Origin of the sequence: Sphingopyxis sp. P8 (genome assembly GCF_020622175.1) — a bacterium.
In the GTDB taxonomy this organism is placed as follows: Bacteria; Pseudomonadota; Alphaproteobacteria; order Sphingomonadales; family Sphingomonadaceae; genus Sphingopyxis; species Sphingopyxis jiangsuensis.
The window spans coordinates 575,047-590,871 of the sequence record NZ_JACNMK010000001.1 but is presented as its reverse complement, the minus strand read 5'-3'; the positions used below and the strand labels follow the sequence as shown (position 1 = coordinate 590,871).

General features: G+C 63.1%; 16 protein-coding genes. 1 reads left to right on the top strand and 15 read right to left on the bottom strand.

What is annotated here, in order from left to right; genetic code table 11:
* Positions 1 to 2: 2 nt before the first annotated feature.
* From H7692_RS02925 to H7692_RS02915, 3 genes are read right to left on the bottom strand one after another with little or no spacing between them, the layout of a single operon-like run.
* Positions 3 to 455 carry a cytidine deaminase gene (locus tag H7692_RS02925; RefSeq protein ID WP_227339749.1) on the bottom strand — a complete coding sequence of 151 codons (453 nt, stop codon included), beginning with the start codon at positions 453 to 455 and terminating at the stop codon, positions 3 to 5.
* Complete coding sequence (locus H7692_RS02920) at positions 452 to 1,207, bottom strand: glycoside hydrolase family 25 protein (protein WP_227339748.1); 756 nt, start codon at positions 1,205 to 1,207, stop codon at positions 452 to 454. Before H7692_RS02920 ends, H7692_RS02925 begins: the two co-directional genes overlap by 4 nt.
* Positions 1,208 to 1,209: 2 nt before the next feature.
* On the bottom strand, positions 1,210 to 1,707 hold the full coding sequence (locus tag H7692_RS02915; protein ID WP_227339747.1) for a UPF0262 family protein: 498 nt from the start codon (positions 1,705 to 1,707) through the stop codon (positions 1,210 to 1,212).
* A 128-nt stretch (positions 1,708 to 1,835) separates the two neighbouring features.
* Here H7692_RS02915 and H7692_RS02910 point away from each other — a divergent pair, with 128 nt between their 5' ends.
* Complete coding sequence (locus tag H7692_RS02910) at positions 1,836 to 3,347, top strand: replicative DNA helicase (RefSeq protein ID WP_227339746.1); 1,512 nt, start codon at positions 1,836 to 1,838, stop codon at positions 3,345 to 3,347.
* Positions 3,348 to 3,458: 111 nt separating this feature from the next.
* Here H7692_RS02910 and H7692_RS02905 read toward each other — a convergent pair whose 3' ends face one another.
* The 12 genes from H7692_RS02905 to H7692_RS02850 form a co-directional block, all read right to left on the bottom strand.
* Positions 3,459 to 4,262 carry a phosphoadenylyl-sulfate reductase gene (locus H7692_RS02905; protein ID WP_227339745.1) on the bottom strand — a complete coding sequence of 268 codons (804 nt, stop codon included), beginning with the start codon at positions 4,260 to 4,262 and terminating at the stop codon, positions 3,459 to 3,461.
* Positions 4,255 to 4,668, bottom strand: a complete 414-nt coding sequence (locus H7692_RS02900; protein ID WP_222136010.1) for a DUF934 domain-containing protein — start codon at positions 4,666 to 4,668, stop codon at positions 4,255 to 4,257. The genes H7692_RS02905 and H7692_RS02900 overlap by 8 nt, the downstream gene beginning before the upstream one ends.
* Entirely contained in the window at positions 4,661 to 6,292 is a 1,632-nt protein-coding gene (locus H7692_RS02895) for a nitrite/sulfite reductase (protein WP_227339744.1), read from the bottom strand. Before H7692_RS02895 ends, H7692_RS02900 begins: the two co-directional genes overlap by 8 nt.
* Position 6,293: 1 nt before the next feature.
* On the bottom strand, positions 6,294 to 6,590 hold the full coding sequence (locus H7692_RS02890; protein WP_033073443.1) for a DUF2849 domain-containing protein: 297 nt from the start codon (positions 6,588 to 6,590) through the stop codon (positions 6,294 to 6,296).
* Positions 6,587 to 7,375: a uroporphyrinogen-III C-methyltransferase gene (cobA, locus tag H7692_RS02885; protein ID WP_201925761.1), complete on the bottom strand. Its 789-nt coding sequence runs from the start codon at positions 7,373 to 7,375 to the stop codon at positions 6,587 to 6,589. Before cobA ends, H7692_RS02890 begins: the two co-directional genes overlap by 4 nt.
* Before the next feature lie 116 nt (positions 7,376 to 7,491).
* On the bottom strand, positions 7,492 to 8,622 hold the full coding sequence (locus tag H7692_RS02880) for an ABC transporter ATP-binding protein (protein WP_222136013.1): 1,131 nt from the start codon (positions 8,620 to 8,622) through the stop codon (positions 7,492 to 7,494).
* Positions 8,623 to 8,764: 142 nt separating this feature from the next.
* A complete protein-coding gene (locus H7692_RS02875) occupies positions 8,765 to 9,607 on the bottom strand; it encodes an ABC transporter permease (RefSeq protein ID WP_222136014.1) in 843 nt (280 codons plus the stop codon).
* A complete protein-coding gene (locus tag H7692_RS02870) occupies positions 9,607 to 10,512 on the bottom strand; it encodes an ABC transporter permease (protein WP_201925755.1) in 906 nt (301 codons plus the stop codon). The genes H7692_RS02875 and H7692_RS02870 overlap by 1 nt, the downstream gene beginning before the upstream one ends.
* 22 nt (positions 10,513 to 10,534) lie before the next feature.
* Entirely contained in the window at positions 10,535 to 11,641 is a 1,107-nt protein-coding gene (locus H7692_RS02865; protein ID WP_222136015.1) for an ABC transporter substrate-binding protein, read from the bottom strand.
* A 91-nt stretch (positions 11,642 to 11,732) separates the two neighbouring features.
* A complete protein-coding gene (locus H7692_RS02860) occupies positions 11,733 to 13,124 on the bottom strand; it encodes a glutamine synthetase family protein (protein WP_227339743.1) in 1,392 nt (463 codons plus the stop codon).
* A 13-nt stretch (positions 13,125 to 13,137) separates the two neighbouring features.
* The gene (locus tag H7692_RS02855) at positions 13,138 to 14,361 is read right to left on the bottom strand and encodes an NAD(P)/FAD-dependent oxidoreductase (protein ID WP_227339742.1); all 1,224 of its coding nucleotides are present in this window, start codon (positions 14,359 to 14,361) and stop codon (positions 13,138 to 13,140) included.
* A gap of 112 nt (positions 14,362 to 14,473) precedes the next feature.
* Positions 14,474 to 15,820: a glutamine synthetase family protein gene (locus H7692_RS02850; RefSeq protein WP_201925747.1), complete on the bottom strand. Its 1,347-nt coding sequence runs from the start codon at positions 15,818 to 15,820 to the stop codon at positions 14,474 to 14,476.
* Positions 15,821 to 15,825: the final 5 nt, after the last annotated feature.

Below are 15,825 nucleotides of genomic sequence, written 5' to 3'. Positions count from 1 at the left end.
GGTCAGTCGGTTATGAGGCCCAGATCCTTGGGGCCGAAGGCGGCGGGCAGCAGTTCGCTCAGCCGATAGGTCGCGATCGACGTGCCGTCGCCCGAGGCGCAATGGACCCATATATCGGCGCGCGACCGTTCGGCGGCCTCGTTCAGTATCTGGCGGCAGCGTCCGCACGGATGCACCGGCTCGCTGCCGATCAGCGCGTCGCCGTCGGGACGGCCGCCGACGATTGCGACCTCGGCAAGCCGGTCGATCCAGCCCTCGTTCGCGATCTTCGCAATCGCCGCGGTTTCGGCACAGAGCGTCAGGCCATAGCTCGCATTCTCGACATTGGCGCCGGTGACGACATCGCCGTTATCAAGGAGCAGCGCAGCGCCGACATGATAGCCCGAATAGGGGGCGTAAGCGCGGCTCGCAGCATCGCGCGCCGCCGCAATCAGCGCATCGCGCGCGTCCGTCATAGGGTTTCTCCTTCGGGGCGTACGACGTTCCAGCCGACGGTGCCATCGGCGCCCGCAATGCGAAGATGGCCCGTTGCCTGCCACATCGTCCAGGGGTGGGCGCCATAATCGGGTTCGAAAAAGTCGCGGCGCAGCCACACGGTGCGCGCAATACTTTCGGTCACGCGATACTCGGCCTCGAACGCGGGGCCGGGGGCGATCAGGCTGCGCTTGCCCATATGTGCCTCGATCTGCGCGAGGAAGGTCGCGAGTTCGGACAGCAGCAGCGCGCGCGTCGGCCGGTCGGGGCAGCTATCGTCGAAGTCGAGCCAGACGACCGGCGGCAGCGCGTCAGGGCGCCGCGCTACGTGGCGGATGAAATTCGCCGCCTGGTCGGTCGCGAGCGTGCAAAGGCTGTAGCGGTGGATCGATCCGGTACTGATTCCCGCATCGCGCGCGGCGCGCATATTCTCGGCGTAGTGCGTGTCGGTTCCGTCGCGTCCCGTGGTGGCAGAAATATAGGCAAAGTCGGCGCCAGCGGCCTTGATCGAGCCCCAGTGGACTTCGCCGTTGCTCGCGTCGATCGTCACGCCTTGGACCGGATAGATGTCGCGCGGGGGAGCCCAGCGCGACGCCCACCAAAGCGCGATCGCAGCCGCCAGAATCAGCAACAGCAACAGACCGCCGATACGACGCAGCAGGTGCGCGCTGCGGCTGCGCCAGTCGCGAAGTTTTGCGCCGATACTCCCCAATGGTGCCGCCCCCGTCGCCATTGCTAACCCTTGATATGCAGCACGCAGATCAGCGTGAACAGCCGCCGCGCGGTATCGAAATCGACCGCGATCTTGCCGTCGAGCCGGTCCATCAGCATTTCCGCTGCTTCGTTGTGGAGGGCGCGGCGGGCCATGTCGACGGTTTCGATCTGCTGGGCGGTCGAGGTCTTGATCGCCTGATAATAGCTGTCGCAAATGGCGAAATAATCGCGGATCGGCCGGCGAAAGCGCCCGAGGCCGAGGATGATCGCCTCGAGCGGCGAGCCATCCTCGCGCGCAATCTCGAAAATCAGCCGTCCATCCTCGACGCGCAGCGTCAGGCGGTAGGGGCCGGTATAGCCATCCTCGTGCCCGCGCTGCGGCACGAATTTATTTTCCTCGATAAGGTCGAAAATCGCGACGCGCCGTTCCTGCTCGACATCGGGGTTGCGCCAGACGATCGAGCTTTCGTCGAGGTCGACCGAGATGATGCGCTGTTTGGAAGGATCGGCGTCGGTCATGCTGTCCCCGCTTCTACCGGTGCGGTGGCGAAGGGCAAGGGCGACTTATTCACAGCATTCCACAGATATGATAATCTTCGCGTCATCGCCGGTTGCGCCCGCCCGCCGCCCGTCGCATGAAGGTCTCTATGCCCGAGCTAGCCCTGTTTCCTGCCCCGGCCTCCGCCGGGGACGAGCGCCAATTACCCCGCAATATCGAGGCCGAAGCCGCGTTCCTCGGCGCGATCCTGATCGACAATCGAGTCGTCGAGGATCTGCCTGTTCAGCTCCAGCCCGCGCATTTCTTTGAAGCGCTCCACGGGCGCATATTTGCACAGGCAATGGCGCTGATCGAGCGCAACAGCATAGCCACGCCGGTGACGCTCAAGCCCTTTTTCGAGGGCGACGAGGCGATGAAGGCCGTCGGCGGCGTCGGCTATCTTGCGCAGCTGACCGGAAGCGGCGCCGGCCTGATCGGCGCGCGGGACTTTGCGCGGCAGATATACGACCTCGCGCTGCTGCGCGAACTGGTCGATGTCGGCCGCACGCTTGTCGACAATGCGCTCGACACGAGCGAGAGTGTCGACCCGCAAGCGCAGATCGAGGAAGCCGAAACCGCGCTCTACAAGGTCGCGGGCGGCGAGGCCGAAATGGGGTCGGTCAAAAGCTTCAGCACCGCGAGCCTCACCGCGCTGCAGGCGGCCGAGCGCGCGCTCAATTCGGGCGGGCATCTGTCGGGGATCACCACCGGCATCGCGAGCGTCAACGCCAAGATCGGCGGCATGCACAACAGCGACCTGATGATCCTTGCGGGACGCCCGGGCATGGGCAAGACCTCGCTCGCGACCAACATTGCCTATAACGCCGCCGAACGCTGGCGCCGCGATTCCGACGACGGCATTCCGCCCGAAAAGAATATGGGCGCAAAGGTTGCCTTCTTCAGTCTCGAAATGTCCGCCGACCAGCTCGCGACCCGCGTGCTTGCCGAACAGTCGGGCGTGTCGGGCGAGGCGTTGCGCATGGGTAAGATCAGCAAGGAGCAGTTCCAGCAATTGAGCCGCGCCGCGCAAGAGCTGCAGACGCTGCCGCTCTATATCGACGACACGCCGGGCTTGACGATCGCCAGCTTACGCACGCGCGCGCGGCGGTTGCAGCGGCGGCACGACATCGGCTTCATCATCGTCGACTATCTGCAGCTGTTACAGGGTACGTCGAAAGGCGGCGACAATCGCGTGCAGGAGATTTCGGAAATCTCCCGCGGTCTGAAGACCTTGGCGAAGGAATTGAATGTTCCGGTGATGGCATTGTCACAGCTCAGCCGCCAAGTCGAAAGCCGCGAGGACAAACGGCCGCAGCTCTCCGACCTTCGTGAGTCGGGGTCGATTGAGCAGGACGCCGACATGGTGCTGTTCGTGTTCCGCGAGGATTATTACGTCGCTGCGCGCGAGCCCAAGCGTCCGGTCGAGGGCGACGATGTGAAGATCCACGCGCAGCACGAGGAATGGGCGGCGGAGATGGAACGCGTCTTCGGCCTCGCCGAGCTGATCGTTGCCAAGTCGCGCCACGGTTCGACCGGCAAGATCCGCCTGCACTTCGAGGCGAAGACGACCAAGTTCAGCGACCTCGCCGACGAGAGCTTGGCTTATGCGGATTATGAGTAGCTGAATTCTCGTCATTGCGAGCGCAGCGAAGCAATCTACAGCGATCGAGATCTATTGCTGGCCGATAGCTGGGGATTGCCGCGCGGCTACGCCGCTCGCAATGACGTTAGGTCAAAACGCGGGATCGTTCGCCGGGTCATCGTCGATTGGCGTGACTTCGCTATGGATGCCGCATTCGGTCTTGTCCCAGCCGCGCCAGCGGCCCGAGCGCGGGTCTTCGCCGGGTTTGACCTTTGACGTGCACGGCGAGCAGCCGATCGAGGGATAGCCTTCGGCTTCGAGCGGGTGGCGCGGAAGATCGTACTCGGCGAAATAATCGTCGAGCATTTCGCGCGTCCAGTTGGCGAGCGGGTTGAATTTCAGCCGACCGGTCGAGCCGTCGAGTTCGAAGCGCGGCAGGCCCTGCCGTGTCGATGACTGGAACCCTTTGCGGCCGGTAATCGACGTATCGAAATCGGTGAGCGCCTTTTCGAGCGGCTTGACCTTGCGGATTTCGCAGCAGCCGTCGGGGTCGTAGGACCAACGCAGCTCGGTCGCGTCCTTCTTGGCGAGTTCCTCGGCGTCGGGGGTCAGGTTGACGAGGTTGAGCCCCAGCCGCGCCGCTAGTTCGTCGCGATAGGCGAGTGTCTCGGGGAAATGCTTGCCCGTATCGAGGAACAGTACCGGCATGTCGGGCGCTACGCGCGTGACGAGGTGGAGCAGCACCGCACTTTCGGCGCCAAAGCTCGACACGATCGCCGTTTCGCCGATCAGCCCCGCGCCGATGACGCTCGCGACGACTTCGGCGGCGTCCTGCCCGCGGAACAGATTGTTGAGCCGGATGACGTCAGCGTTGGTGAAACGCGGAGCGACATCGATGCGGTCGCGCGTGCGGTCTTCGGCCTTGTGTTGGGGAGAGAAAGTCACGTCAGCCATGCCTCAATTTCCATATCGGTACCGCAGCGTCGGCAGCGCCTTGATAATGATGCGGCCAGCGCGCCAGCGCGGCGTCGACATCGGCTGGGTTGAGCGGTTTTTCGGCGGCGAAACTGTCGAAGCCGCAGCGCTTCATATAGGCGATCTGGTCGACGAGGACGTCGCCCTGCGCGCGCAGTTCACCCGTATATCCGGCCTCGCGCAGGATACGCGCCGACGAATAGCCGCGTCCGTCCCGAAAGGCGGGGAAGGCGATTTCGATCAGCTTGAGCCGGTCGAGATAGGGGATGAGCGCGCGCGCATCCTCGTCGCTTTCGAGCCGCACAGCGGTCGCGTTCGACTGCGACAGAAAGGCGTCGAGCGTGACGCAGGGTTCCTCGCCGTCGACGTGGAGATGCTCAACCATAGATCGCCTCCTTGAACGGCGCCATGCCGACGCGGCGGAAGGTGTCGACGAAGCGTTCGCCTTCGGCTCGCTCGCTCAGATATTTGTCGGTGACGCGCTCGATCGCGTCGACGATGCCGTCCTCGTCGAAGCCGGGGCCGGTGATCGCGCCGAGCGACACATCCTCGGCGCCCGATCCGCCGAGCAGAAGCTGGTAATTTTCGGTGCCTTTGCGGTCGACGCCGAGGATGCCGATGTGGCCGGCGTGGTGGTGGCCGCAGGCGTTGATGCAGCCCGAAATCTTGAGCTTGAGCTCGCCCAGTTCCTTCTGGCGCCCGAGGTCGGCAAAGCGCGTCGCGATCTTCTGCGCGACGGGGATCGAACGCGCATTGGCCAGGCTGCAATAATCGAGCCCGGGGCAAGCTATGATGTCGCTGATGAGGTCGAGGTTGGGCGTCGCAAGCCCGGCTTCGTCCAGCTTTTGCCAGATGGTATGGAGGTCGGCCTTACGGACGTGAGGCAGCACGATGTTCTGGGCATGGGTGACGCGCAGCTCGTCATGGCTGTATGTCTCGGCAAGGTCGGCCATCAGCTCAATCTGCGCCGACGATGCATCGCCGGGAATGCCGCCGACGGGCTTGAGGCTGATCGTCACGATGGCATGGCCCGGCACCTTGTGCGCGGCGACATTCTGGTCGAGCCAGACGGCAAAGTCGGGATCGCTGCGGTCGACGTCATCGGGCGCCGAGGCGTCGAGCGGCGGCGGTGCAAATTGCGCGGCGATACGGTCGAACTCGGCGCGCGGCGGGTCGATGCCCAGCGTCTTCACATGCGCAAATTCTTCCTCGACCTGACGGCGATACTCGTCGGCGCCGATCTCGTGGACGAGGATCTTGATCCGCGCCTTGTAGATATTGTCGCGGCGGCCATAGCGGTTGTACACGCGCAGGCACGCTTCGGTGTAGCTGAGCAAATCCTCGAGCGGCACGAAATCCTTGATCAGCGGTGCGATCATCGGCGTGCGGCCCATGCCGCCGCCGACATAGAATGCGGCGCCGTGGACGCCGTCCTTCTCGACGATCTGGATGCCGATGTCGTGCAGGCGCATCGCAGCACGGTCTTCCTCGGCCGCGATGACCGCGATTTTGAACTTGCGCGGCAAATAGCTGAATTCCGGGTGAAAGCTCGACCATTGGCGCAGCAGCTCCGCCCAGGGGCGCGGATCGGTGATCTCGTCGGCAGCGGCGCCGGCGAACTGGTCCGAACTGATGTTGCGGATGCAATTGCCGCTCGTCTGGATCGCGTGCATCTCGACCGACGCGAGGTCGGCGAGGATCGCGGGCGCGTCCTCCAGCTTGATCCAGTTATACTGGATATTCTGGCGCGTGGTGAAATGGCCGTAATCGCGGTCGTATTTGCGCGCAATGTGCGCGAGCATCCGCATCTGTCGGCTGTCGAGCGTCCCATAGGGCACCGCAACGCGCAGCATATAGGCGTGAAGCTGGAGATAAAGGCCGTTCATCAGCCGCAGCGGCTTGAACTGATCCTCGGTGATTTCGCCCGCAAGGCGGCGGCGGACCTGGTCGGAAAATTCGGCGACGCGCGCCTCGACCATCGCCTGGTCATATTCGTCATATTTATACATGTCAGATCACCCAGTCGCCGGCCGTGGGATCGGCGGGTTTCAAAGTCAGGTCGGGGCGCACCGTCGGGCCGAGCGCCCGGATGCGGTCCTTGATGTGCGCGGGACGCGGGCCATCAGGAGTCATTTCGCCCGCGATGATATAGGGCGCGTTGACGCGGCGGGCGCCTTCTTCGGCGTGCAATATCGCCTCGCCCTGTTCGCCAACATCGGCGGCGTCCTCGATATGGATCGACCAGTCGCTGCCCGTCCACCAGGTGACAGCGCCCGTTTTCAGGTCGTTGCCCGTCAATAGTTTCATGAAATACCCCTTATATGTTCGGCGACGCCGGGCGCGCCGAGGCAGTCGAGAGCGTCGGCGCGCGCGGCGACCTTGCCGACGATGATCAGCGCCGGGCTTGCCACCCGTTCGCGCGCCACCAGATCGCCGAGGTCGGTGAGCAAGGTGCGGAGCACGCGGGCGTAAGCCGTCGTCCCGCGCTCCACCACCGCGACCGGCAGATCGGGCGAAACGCCGTCTGCGATCAACTTGTCGGCGATCGCCGAGGCGGTCGCGAGACCCATATAGATGACGAGCGTGCGGCCATGCCCCGCAAGCCCCGACCAGTCCTGGTCGGTCAGGTCCTTGCATTGACCCGCGACGAAGCTCACCGCACTTGCATCCTCGCGGTGGGTGAGGGGAAGGCCCGCCTGCGCCGCACAGCCCGCCGCTGCGGTGATGCCTGGGACGACCTCGCATGCGATTCCCGCCTCGCGCGCCGCGTCGAGTTCTTCGCCGCCGCGTCCGAAGATGAACGGGTCGCCGCCCTTCAGCCGCACGACCTGCTTGCCCGCGCGCGTTTCGCGCACGAGCAACTCGTTGATAAGTTCCTGCTTCATCGTGTGGCGGCTGCGCTGCTTGGCGACGCTCACACGCGCAACATGGCGGGGGATGAGCGCGAGCACGCCTTCGCCTACGAGGCCGTCATGGACGACAAGGTCGGCGCTTTCGAGCAGCCGCGCTGCGCGCAGCGTCAACAGGTCAGGGTCGCCCGGCCCGGCGCCGACGAGCCACAATTTGCCCGGTGATTGGAGATGCTTTTCCATGCGAGCCAAGATGGTTTGCGCGCGGCAATATGGCAAAGCAGGCTTTTTTGGCGGTGGCGAAGGTAAATTTGCCTCCCGCCATTGTCGTCCGGATCATGCCCGGTGCGACGTTCCGCCTATCCCAGCAGCACCACGGGGCTGTCGGCGCGCCAGTGCATGCTCACCCGGTCGTCCCAGGTGAAATCCTCTTGGTCATGGCGCGACAGGTTGGGGCGCGACACGCGCAGCATCGCGCCCGAATCGAGCAGGATCTCGTAAAGCGTGATGTCGCCTAGATAGCTCATGCCCTTGATGCAGCCGCGCGCGAAATTATGGTCTTCGGGCGCGTCGAGCGCCGCCGCGCGGACGGCCTTCCCTTCGCCGGGGACGTGGAGATAGATTTTCTCGGGCCGCAGCGCGACCCACACGTCCGCACCGTGCGGGCCGGTGACACCATGGTTGAGATAGACCTTGCCGAGTCCGGGGCAGTCGACCGCCGCGCGGTCGGGTTCGTCCAATGTCAACTTGCCCTCGAAGATATTTACCGACCCCACGAAATCGGCGACGAAACGATTGGCGGGATATTCATAGAGGTCCGACGGCGTTGCAAGCTGCGCGACATCGCCTTTGTTGATCACGGCGATCCGGCTTGCCATCGACAGTGCCTCGTCCTGATCGTGTGTGACGGTGACGAAGGTGATGCCGACCTGATCCTGCAGGTCGGACAGCTCGAACTGCATCTGTGCACGCAGCTTGGCATCGAGCGCCGACAGCGGTTCGTCGAGCAAAAGCACCTTGGGCCGCATGACGAGGCTGCGCGCAAGCGCGACGCGCTGGCGCTGCCCGCCCGACATCTGGTCGGGCATCCGCGCCTCATACCCGCCGAGCTTGACGAGTTCGAGCGCCTCGGCGACGCGATCCTTCGCTTCGCCGCCCTTCACCCCTGCGATCTTGAGGCCATAGCCGACATTGTCGGCAACGCTCATGTGCGGAAAGACGGCATAGCTCTGGAAGACCATGTTAACGGGTCGCTTGTTCGGCGCGATGCCCGCCATGTCCTGCCCGTCGATAAGGATTTGGCCCTCGGTCGGCAGCTCGAACCCCGCAATCATTCGGAGGAGCGTGGTCTTGCCGCAGCCGGATGGACCGAGCAGGACGAAGAACTCGCCGGCAAGAATGTCGAGGTTCACATCGTCGACCGCAGTGACTTTGCCGAAGCGTTTGGACACGTTGCGGATCTGGATGATCGGCTTGGGCGCGTTGGTCATGATGCGGTCCTGATGGTTTTGCCGCCTCCGCGCAGGCGGAGGCCGCTGTCGGTCTTTCGTAGCGTCGCAGACTTCCGCTGCCAGCGGCCTTCGCCTTCGCGAGGGCGACGGACAAGACCGGGAAGTTGATGGGGAAGTCGCATCAATGCGTGTCCGCAATTGCTTTCACGCCCTGCAACTTGAGCGCAATGAAGGTCAGCACCACGGTCAGGATGATAAGCAGGGTCGAGGCCGCATTGACCTCTGGCGTCACCGAAAAACGGACCATCGAATAGACTTTCACCGGGAAGGTGATCGTGTCGGGGCCGCTGGTGAAATAGGTGATGACGAAATCGTCGAGGCTGAGCGTGAAGGCGAGAAGTGCCCCAGCAACGAGCGCGGGCTTTATGTGCGGGATCAGCACGTCGCGGAACACCTGCCATTCGCTCGCGCCGAGGTCTTTAGCAGCTTCCTCCTGCTCGCGGTTGAAGCTTGCGAGGCGCGATCGCACCACCATCGTTACGAAAGGAAAACAGAAGGTTATGTGCGCGATCGTGATCGCGCCGAGGTTGAAAGGCCAGATGAGATCGGTGGGCCAGTCGACGGCCGCGAAAAACATCAGGAAGGCGACGCCAAGGCAGATTTCGGGGACGATGATCGGCAGCGACACGGTGCCGTCGACGATTCCTTTCAGTGGAAAGCGAAAGCGCCAGAGCATGACCGCGGCGAGCGTGCCGATGACGAGGCTCGCGAGTGTCGCGAGCGCGGCAATGGTGAGCGAATTGACGAGCGCCTCGACAAGCTGGTCGTTGCCGAGCGCCTTTTCATAATATTTGGTCGTGAAGCCGCGCCACACGACGTTCCGTTTGCTGTCGTTGAAGCTGAAGATCATCAGCACAGCTAACGGCGCGTAGAGAAAGACCATCACCGCGCCGACCCACAGCCGCATCCACAAGGTGCGGCTATATTCGAGCGGCGCGCGCGCGGCGCGGGCAAAAAGTGCCATCAGCGGACCTCCGGCACTTTGCGGCGCAGTGACTGCAGCGCGATCAGGATGAACATCGCATAGATGAGAAGAAAGGACAGCGCCGCGCCGAAGGGCCAGTCGTTCGCTTTCTTGAACTGCCGCTCGATCACATTGGCGATCATCTGGCTGTCGGTGCCGCCCATCAGATCGGGGGTAAGGTAAGCGCCGAGCGCGGGGATGAGGGTAATCATCACCCCCGCGACGATGCCCGGCGCCGCGAGCGGCACCACGATGCGCATGATGGTACGGAAATGCCCGGCGCCAAGGTCGAGGCTCGCCTCGATCAGGCTGCGGTCCAATCGGTCGAGCGCGGCATAGAGCGGCAGCACCATGAAGGGCAGGTGGACATAGACAAGGCCGAAGACGACCGCGAAATTATTGAAGAGCAGCTCGACGGGCTCCCAAGTAGGAAGCGGCTCCAGACCGACGAGCGTCTTGACCCAGCTCGCCCCGCCCCAGAGCAGACCGAGGCCCTTGTTCGCGAACCCCTGCGTTCCGAGCAGCATCATCAGCGCATAGGTGCGGATGAGGAGATTGGTCCAGAAAGGCAGCATGATGCCCAGCAGCAGCCACGGCCGCCACTTTTCGCTCGCAAAGGTGATCGCCATTGCGACCGGAAAGCCGACGATCAGGCAGATGAGCGTCACCAGCGCCGCGACGGCGAAACTCTTGGCGAAGATGGTGACATAAAGCCATTCGGTCGCGCGCTTGTAATTGTCGAGCGTTCCCGAAATGTCGATATCCGTCAGGCCGCGGTTCTCGCCGAAGCTGTACAGCCAGACGATCGCCATCGGGACCAGGAAAAAGGCGACGACCCAGAACAAGGTGGGCAGCGATACCGCCGCGAACGCTCGTTTGTTCGTGCCCCAATCCTGTTCGGCCACCCCCCGATGCCCTTATCGAGGTCTAAGCTGCCCGGACCCGCGTGAACGCCTCTTCGTACAGCGGCTGCAACTCGGGGTTGAACTGCGCATATTCGCATTTCGCGAGCTTGTCCGCCGGCGGAAAGACGACCGGGTTGTTCTTGTAGCTGTCGGGCATCATTGCCTTCGTCGCCGCATTGGGCGTCGGATAGAGGATCGTCTCGGTGATATGCTTGTCGACCTCTGCGTCGAGGATATAGTTGATGAAGGCATGCGCGTTTTTCGGGTGCGGCGCACCCTTCGGGATGCAAAGATTGTCCGAATTGAGTTGGCTGCCTTCGTTCGGAATGACGAAGTCGATATCGTCGTCCTCAGTCATCGCCTGCGCGATATCGCCATTATATTCGAGCACGACGTCGCAATCGCCCTTGAGCAGCAGATCCTGCCCGTCATCCTCATGGAATTTCTTCACATGGGGTTTTTGTCGAATCATCATCGCCTCGATCGTCTTGATATCTGCCGGGGTGAGCTCGTTGACCGATTTGCCCAGATATTTGCCATAGAGTCGAAACATGTCGCCTGCTTCCGACAGCCAAGCGATGCGGCCGGCATATTCGGGACTGTCGAACAGCAGCTTCCAGCTGTCGGGCGTCGCCGATACCTTCGACTTGCGATAACCGATGCCGAGCGCGAGCCACGTGTAGGGAATCGAAAATTTGCGCTGCAGGTCATATTCGACGTTGATATAGGCTGGGTCGATATTGCGCTTGTTCGGAATCAGGCTGTGGTCGAGCGGCATCAGCATGTCGGCCTGGATCATCCGTTCGACGAAATCGTTCGACGGCACGATCACGTCATATCCGGGGTTGCCCGCCTTGAACTTCGCAAACAGTACGTCGTTGCTGTCGAACAGGTCCATCGTCACATTGACGCCGGTCGCTTCCTTGAAATCGTCGAGCGTCGTCTCGCCAATATAGGTGTCCCAATTGTAGAAGTTGAGCTTGGCCTCTTCGCCATTGGCGAGCTTGGTACCGTCGCCTTTGCTGCAAGCGGCAAGCCCGCCGAAGCTGATCCCGACCGCCGCGACCCCCATCGCCTGCAACAGCGAGCGGCGCCCGCGGGTTTGCTTGATCAGTTCGTTCACGTCCATGACCGCCTCCCTGTATGAAGACGCCAAGCTGACTCAAACGGCGGCGCTTGGGAAGGGTATATTTGCGCTGCACCACATATCTTTGAAATTATCATGCGTTACGCAGATACCAGTCGTAATCGATCGCGGGGACGGCGGAGAAATAGCGGTCCTGCTCGACGCGCTTCAAGATGCTGAACATATCGACGAACCGTGCACCCAGATAATCGCGCATCAGGTCCGACGCGTCAAATCGGTCGACCGCCGCGAACCAGTTAGACGGCGGCTTTTCGTCCCCGGCATTGTCGCGGTCATAGCCGTTGCCGACGACCGCCGGGCCGGGGTCGGTCTTGTGGGTCATGCCGTGGTGCATGCCGGCGAGGACGGCGGCGACGGCGAGATAGGGGTTGGCGTCCGCGCCGCACGCGCGATGTTCGATATGACGGCTGGCGGGCGGTCCCGCGGGAATGCGGAAGGACACGGTGCGGTTATTCACGCCCCAAGTCGGCGCAACGGGGGCGTAGCTGTTCGCCTTGAACCGGCGATAGCTGTTCGCATGCGGCGCAAAAAGCGCAAAGGCGTCGCCGACGCTGCCGATCATCCCGCCGATTGCGTGACGCAGCGCATCGCTGCCTTCGGTGTCGTTGCTCGCGAAGATGTTCGCGCCATCGGCGTCGTTCATCGACACATGGATGTGCATCCCGCTGCCCGCCTGTTCGGCAAAGGGCTTGGCCATGAAGGTTGCCTCCAGTCCATGCGCCTGCGCGATCGCTTTCACCAGCCGCTTGTACATGATCGCGTCGTCGCACGCACCAAGCGCGTCGGGCTTGTGGCGCAGGGTGATTTCGAACTGGCCTGGGGCGAATTCCGAAATCGCGCTTTCGAGCGGCAGGCCCTGCACATCGGTGGCGGCGTAGAGCGCGTCGAAAAAGGGCCGGAAATCGTCAAGTTCGCGTAGGCCATAGACTTCGACATTGCGCGGCGTATCGCGGCTGTAGGGTGGCCGGGCGGGCCGGATGGCGCCGTCGCGCGCGCGACGCGGATCGACGAGATAGAATTCGAGCTCGACCGCGACCACCGGGGTGAGCCTCTCGGCGGCAAAACGGTCGACGACGCGGCCAAGGACGTGGCGCGGGTCGAGGTCGTGCGGCGTGCCGTCGAGCTCGTAGAAGTCGACAAGGAACTGCGCAGCCTTGTCGCCGCCCCACGGCGTGCGCACGAGCGTTCCGGGGATCGGCTTCATCGACCGGTCGGCGTCGCCATCCTCCCAGACGAGGCCGGTTTCTACCGTATCCTGCCCGGTGATGTCGACAACGGTGATCGACCCCGGCATCATCCGGCCGCTCTCATAGACGGCAAGCACCTCGTGCTGACGCAGCCGCTTGCCGCGCGGGACACCGCCCATGTCGGTATAGATCATCTCGATCGAATCGACGTCGGGATTGGCCGCGAAAAAAGCCTCGGCCTCCGAGCGCGGCGCGATCGCGCCCGATGACTTCGACATGGATTAAGCTCCTTCACCCCAAGCGGTCGCGCAGCGCATACCAGAGCAGACCGAGCGTAGCGAGAGGGCGCCGCAGCCACCACCCGCCGGGGAAGGGGCGCGATGGCAGGCTGGCGAGAACATCGAACCGCTCGGCGGTCCCCACCATCGCCTCCGCGATCAATTCGCCCGCGATCGTCGTGACGAGCGCGCCATGCCCCGAAAAGCCGTGCGCAAAAAAGATACTCCCGTTTCGCCCGATATGGGGAAGGCGGTTCATCGTCACCGCAACCGCGCCGCCCCAGCCATAATCGATTGGCGCATCGGCAATCTGCGGGAATACCTCCGCCATGAAGGGGCGGACGAAGGCGGCAATGTCGCGCGGCGGCCTCTGCGAATAGCGCTCGCCGCCGCCGAAGATCAGCCGCTTGTCGGCGGAGAGGCGAAAATAGTTGAGCACGAACCGGCTGTCAGCGACTGCGGCGTCGCTGGGCAGAAGTTCGTGGGCATGCGCAAGCGGCGCGGTCGCGATATTATAGTTCATGATCGGCACGGTGTAGCGGCCGAGGTTGGGTTCGATCTCGCCGATCCAGCTATCGGTGGCGTCGATGATGAAGCGCGCATCGAGATCGCCCGGCGCGACGCGGCGCCCCTCGACAATCCGCACGCCAGCGGCTTCGGCAGCCCTCGCAAGGCCGATAACATAGTTGAGCGGGTGAAAATGACCGCCGTGCGGATCAAAGATGCCGCCGTGATAGAGCGGGCTCGAAATATGCGCGTCCAGGCCAGCTTTTTTGACAACGTGCGTCGTATAGCCGAAGCGGCCCGCTAGATAATCTGCCTCGCGCCGTAGCGCGTCAAAATCGCCCGGCGTCCATGCAGCCTCCAGATGGCCCGCCTTCACATCGCAGTCGATGCCGTGCGTTGCGATCCGAGCCTTCACGCGATTGTCGCGCCAGCAGAGGTCGAACAGCGCATCGGCGCGCTCGCGCCCGAATTCGGCCTCCAGTTCGGATGCGGTCCAGCGAAGGCCGGGGATCAGCTGCCCCCCATTGCGCCCCGAAGCGCCGAAACCGATACGCTCGGCTTCGTAGAGAACAACCGAAAATCCACGCTCCGCACATGCGAGCGCCGCGCTGACTCCTGTGAACCCGCCGCCGATGACCGCGACGTCGCACGCAATGTCGCCTTCGACGGGGGATGGGCGCCAAGGGCTGGCGGTGGCGGCGTAGTAGCTGGCGGCCAGCGGGTCGGACATGGTGAGCCGGCCTTCTATTTCCGTTCGCGTCGAGCGGAGTCGAGACGCCAAGCGGACACGAGGGGCGTCTCGACTTCGCTCGACGCGAACGGGTGGGCCGGGGCAGGGGGCATCAAACCCGCATCAACAGATGTTCGCGCTCCCAGCTCGACACCACCGACTGGTAATTGAACAGCTCATGATCCTTCACCGCGAAATAGATTTCGAAGAAATCGTCCCCGAGCAGGTTGCGGACCTTTTTGCACGAACTGAACCGATCGAGCGCGGCCTCGAGCGTGCGGGGCAGGGTGCGTGCGCGGTTATAGGCGCTGCCGGCGATCGGCTTGGGCGGGACCATCCGGTCGACCATGCCGATATAACCGCACACGAGCGACGCGGCGATCGCCAGATAGGGGTTGCTGTCGGCGCCCGCGAGGCGGTTTTCGATGCGGCGGTTGTGCTTGTCGGCAATTGGCACACGAAAGCCGCACGACCGGTTGTCGACCCCCCAATGAACGTTGATCGGCGCGGCGCTATCGGGACGCATCCGGCGAAAGCTGTTCACATTGGGTGCCCACATCGGCGAGATTTGCGGCATGAAGCGGATCAGCCCGGCAACGAAGCTGCGGAATTGCGCGCTGTCGCGACCGTTCGCGGTCGCGAACAGATTGCGCCCTGTTTCGGCATCGACGACCGACTGGTGGACGTGCATCGCACTGCCCGGCTGTCCCGCCATCGGGTTCGCCATGAAGGTCGCATAAACCCCGTGCTGCTTTGCGACGTTGCGCACGACGCGCTTGAACAGGAACACCTCGTCGGCAAGCCGCAGCGGATCGCCGTGGATGAAATTGACCTCGAGCTGCGCGGCGCCCATTTCATGGATCATCGTATCGATATCGAGCCCCATCAGCTCGCAATCGTCATAGATATGGTCGATGATATCCTCATATTCATTCATCGCCTCCAGCCCATAGGGCTGGCTCGCAACCTCGGCGCGCCCCGACTGGCCGGTCGGCGGGGTCAGCGGGAAATCGGGGTCTGTGTTCGGCGACACCAGATAAAATTCAACCTCAGGCGCGATGATCGGGCGCCATCCTTTGGCCTCGTAGAGCGCGAGAACTTTTTTCAGGATCGTCCGCGGCGCAATGGATACTTCGCTGCCGTCGCCGTTGAACGCGTCGGCAATGACAAAGGCCGTCGGCGATTTGAACCCCGGCGCGATACAGATGGTGTCGGGGTCGGCGATCAATATCTTGTCAGGGTCCTTGTCCCAGATATCGTCGATATCCTCAGGATAATGGCCGTCGATCGTGCAGATGAAGACGCTGCCCGGGATGCGCAGCGTCTTGTCGTTGACCGACGACAGGAATTTCTTGGCAGGCAGGACCTTGCCGCGCTGCACCCCATTGATGTCGGGAACGATGCACTCGACCTCGTCGATATTGTGCTCGCTGATCCAGTGTTCCAGATTGATCGACATGGTCC

What these genes read in the sequence shown, in the direction of transcription:
- H7692_RS02850 (WP_201925747.1), bottom strand. Translation starts at nt 15,820, where the DNA reads ATGTCGATCAATCTGGAACACTGGATCAGCGAGCACAATATCGACGAG.
- H7692_RS02895 (WP_227339744.1), bottom strand. Translation starts at nt 6,292, where the DNA reads ATGTATAAATATGACGAATATGACCAGGCGATGGTCGAGGCGCGCGTC.
- H7692_RS02855 (WP_227339742.1), bottom strand. Translation starts at nt 14,361, where the DNA reads ATGTCCGACCCGCTGGCCGCCAGCTACTACGCCGCCACCGCCAGCCCT.
- H7692_RS02890 (WP_033073443.1), bottom strand. Translation starts at nt 6,590, where the DNA reads ATGAAACTATTGACGGGCAACGACCTGAAAACGGGCGCTGTCACCTGG.
- H7692_RS02905 (WP_227339745.1), bottom strand. Translation starts at nt 4,262, where the DNA reads ATGGCTGACGTGACTTTCTCTCCCCAACACAAGGCCGAAGACCGCACG.
- H7692_RS02900 (WP_222136010.1), bottom strand. Translation starts at nt 4,668, where the DNA reads ATGGTTGAGCATCTCCACGTCGACGGCGAGGAACCCTGCGTCACGCTC.
- H7692_RS02880 (WP_222136013.1), bottom strand. Translation starts at nt 8,622, where the DNA reads ATGACCAACGCGCCCAAGCCGATCATCCAGATCCGCAACGTGTCCAAA.
- H7692_RS02865 (WP_222136015.1), bottom strand. Translation starts at nt 11,641, where the DNA reads ATGGACGTGAACGAACTGATCAAGCAAACCCGCGGGCGCCGCTCGCTG.
- cobA (WP_201925761.1), bottom strand. Translation starts at nt 7,375, where the DNA reads ATGGAAAAGCATCTCCAATCACCGGGCAAATTGTGGCTCGTCGGCGCC.
- H7692_RS02925 (WP_227339749.1), bottom strand. Translation starts at nt 455, where the DNA reads ATGACGGACGCGCGCGATGCGCTGATTGCGGCGGCGCGCGATGCTGCG.
- H7692_RS02920 (WP_227339748.1), bottom strand. Translation starts at nt 1,207, where the DNA reads ATGGCGACGGGGGCGGCACCATTGGGGAGTATCGGCGCAAAACTTCGC.
- H7692_RS02915 (WP_227339747.1), bottom strand. Translation starts at nt 1,707, where the DNA reads ATGACCGACGCCGATCCTTCCAAACAGCGCATCATCTCGGTCGACCTC.
- H7692_RS02860 (WP_227339743.1), bottom strand. Translation starts at nt 13,124, where the DNA reads ATGTCGAAGTCATCGGGCGCGATCGCGCCGCGCTCGGAGGCCGAGGCT.
- H7692_RS02910 (WP_227339746.1), top strand. Translation starts at nt 1,836, where the DNA reads ATGCCCGAGCTAGCCCTGTTTCCTGCCCCGGCCTCCGCCGGGGACGAG.
- H7692_RS02875 (WP_222136014.1), bottom strand. Translation starts at nt 9,607, where the DNA reads ATGGCACTTTTTGCCCGCGCCGCGCGCGCGCCGCTCGAATATAGCCGC.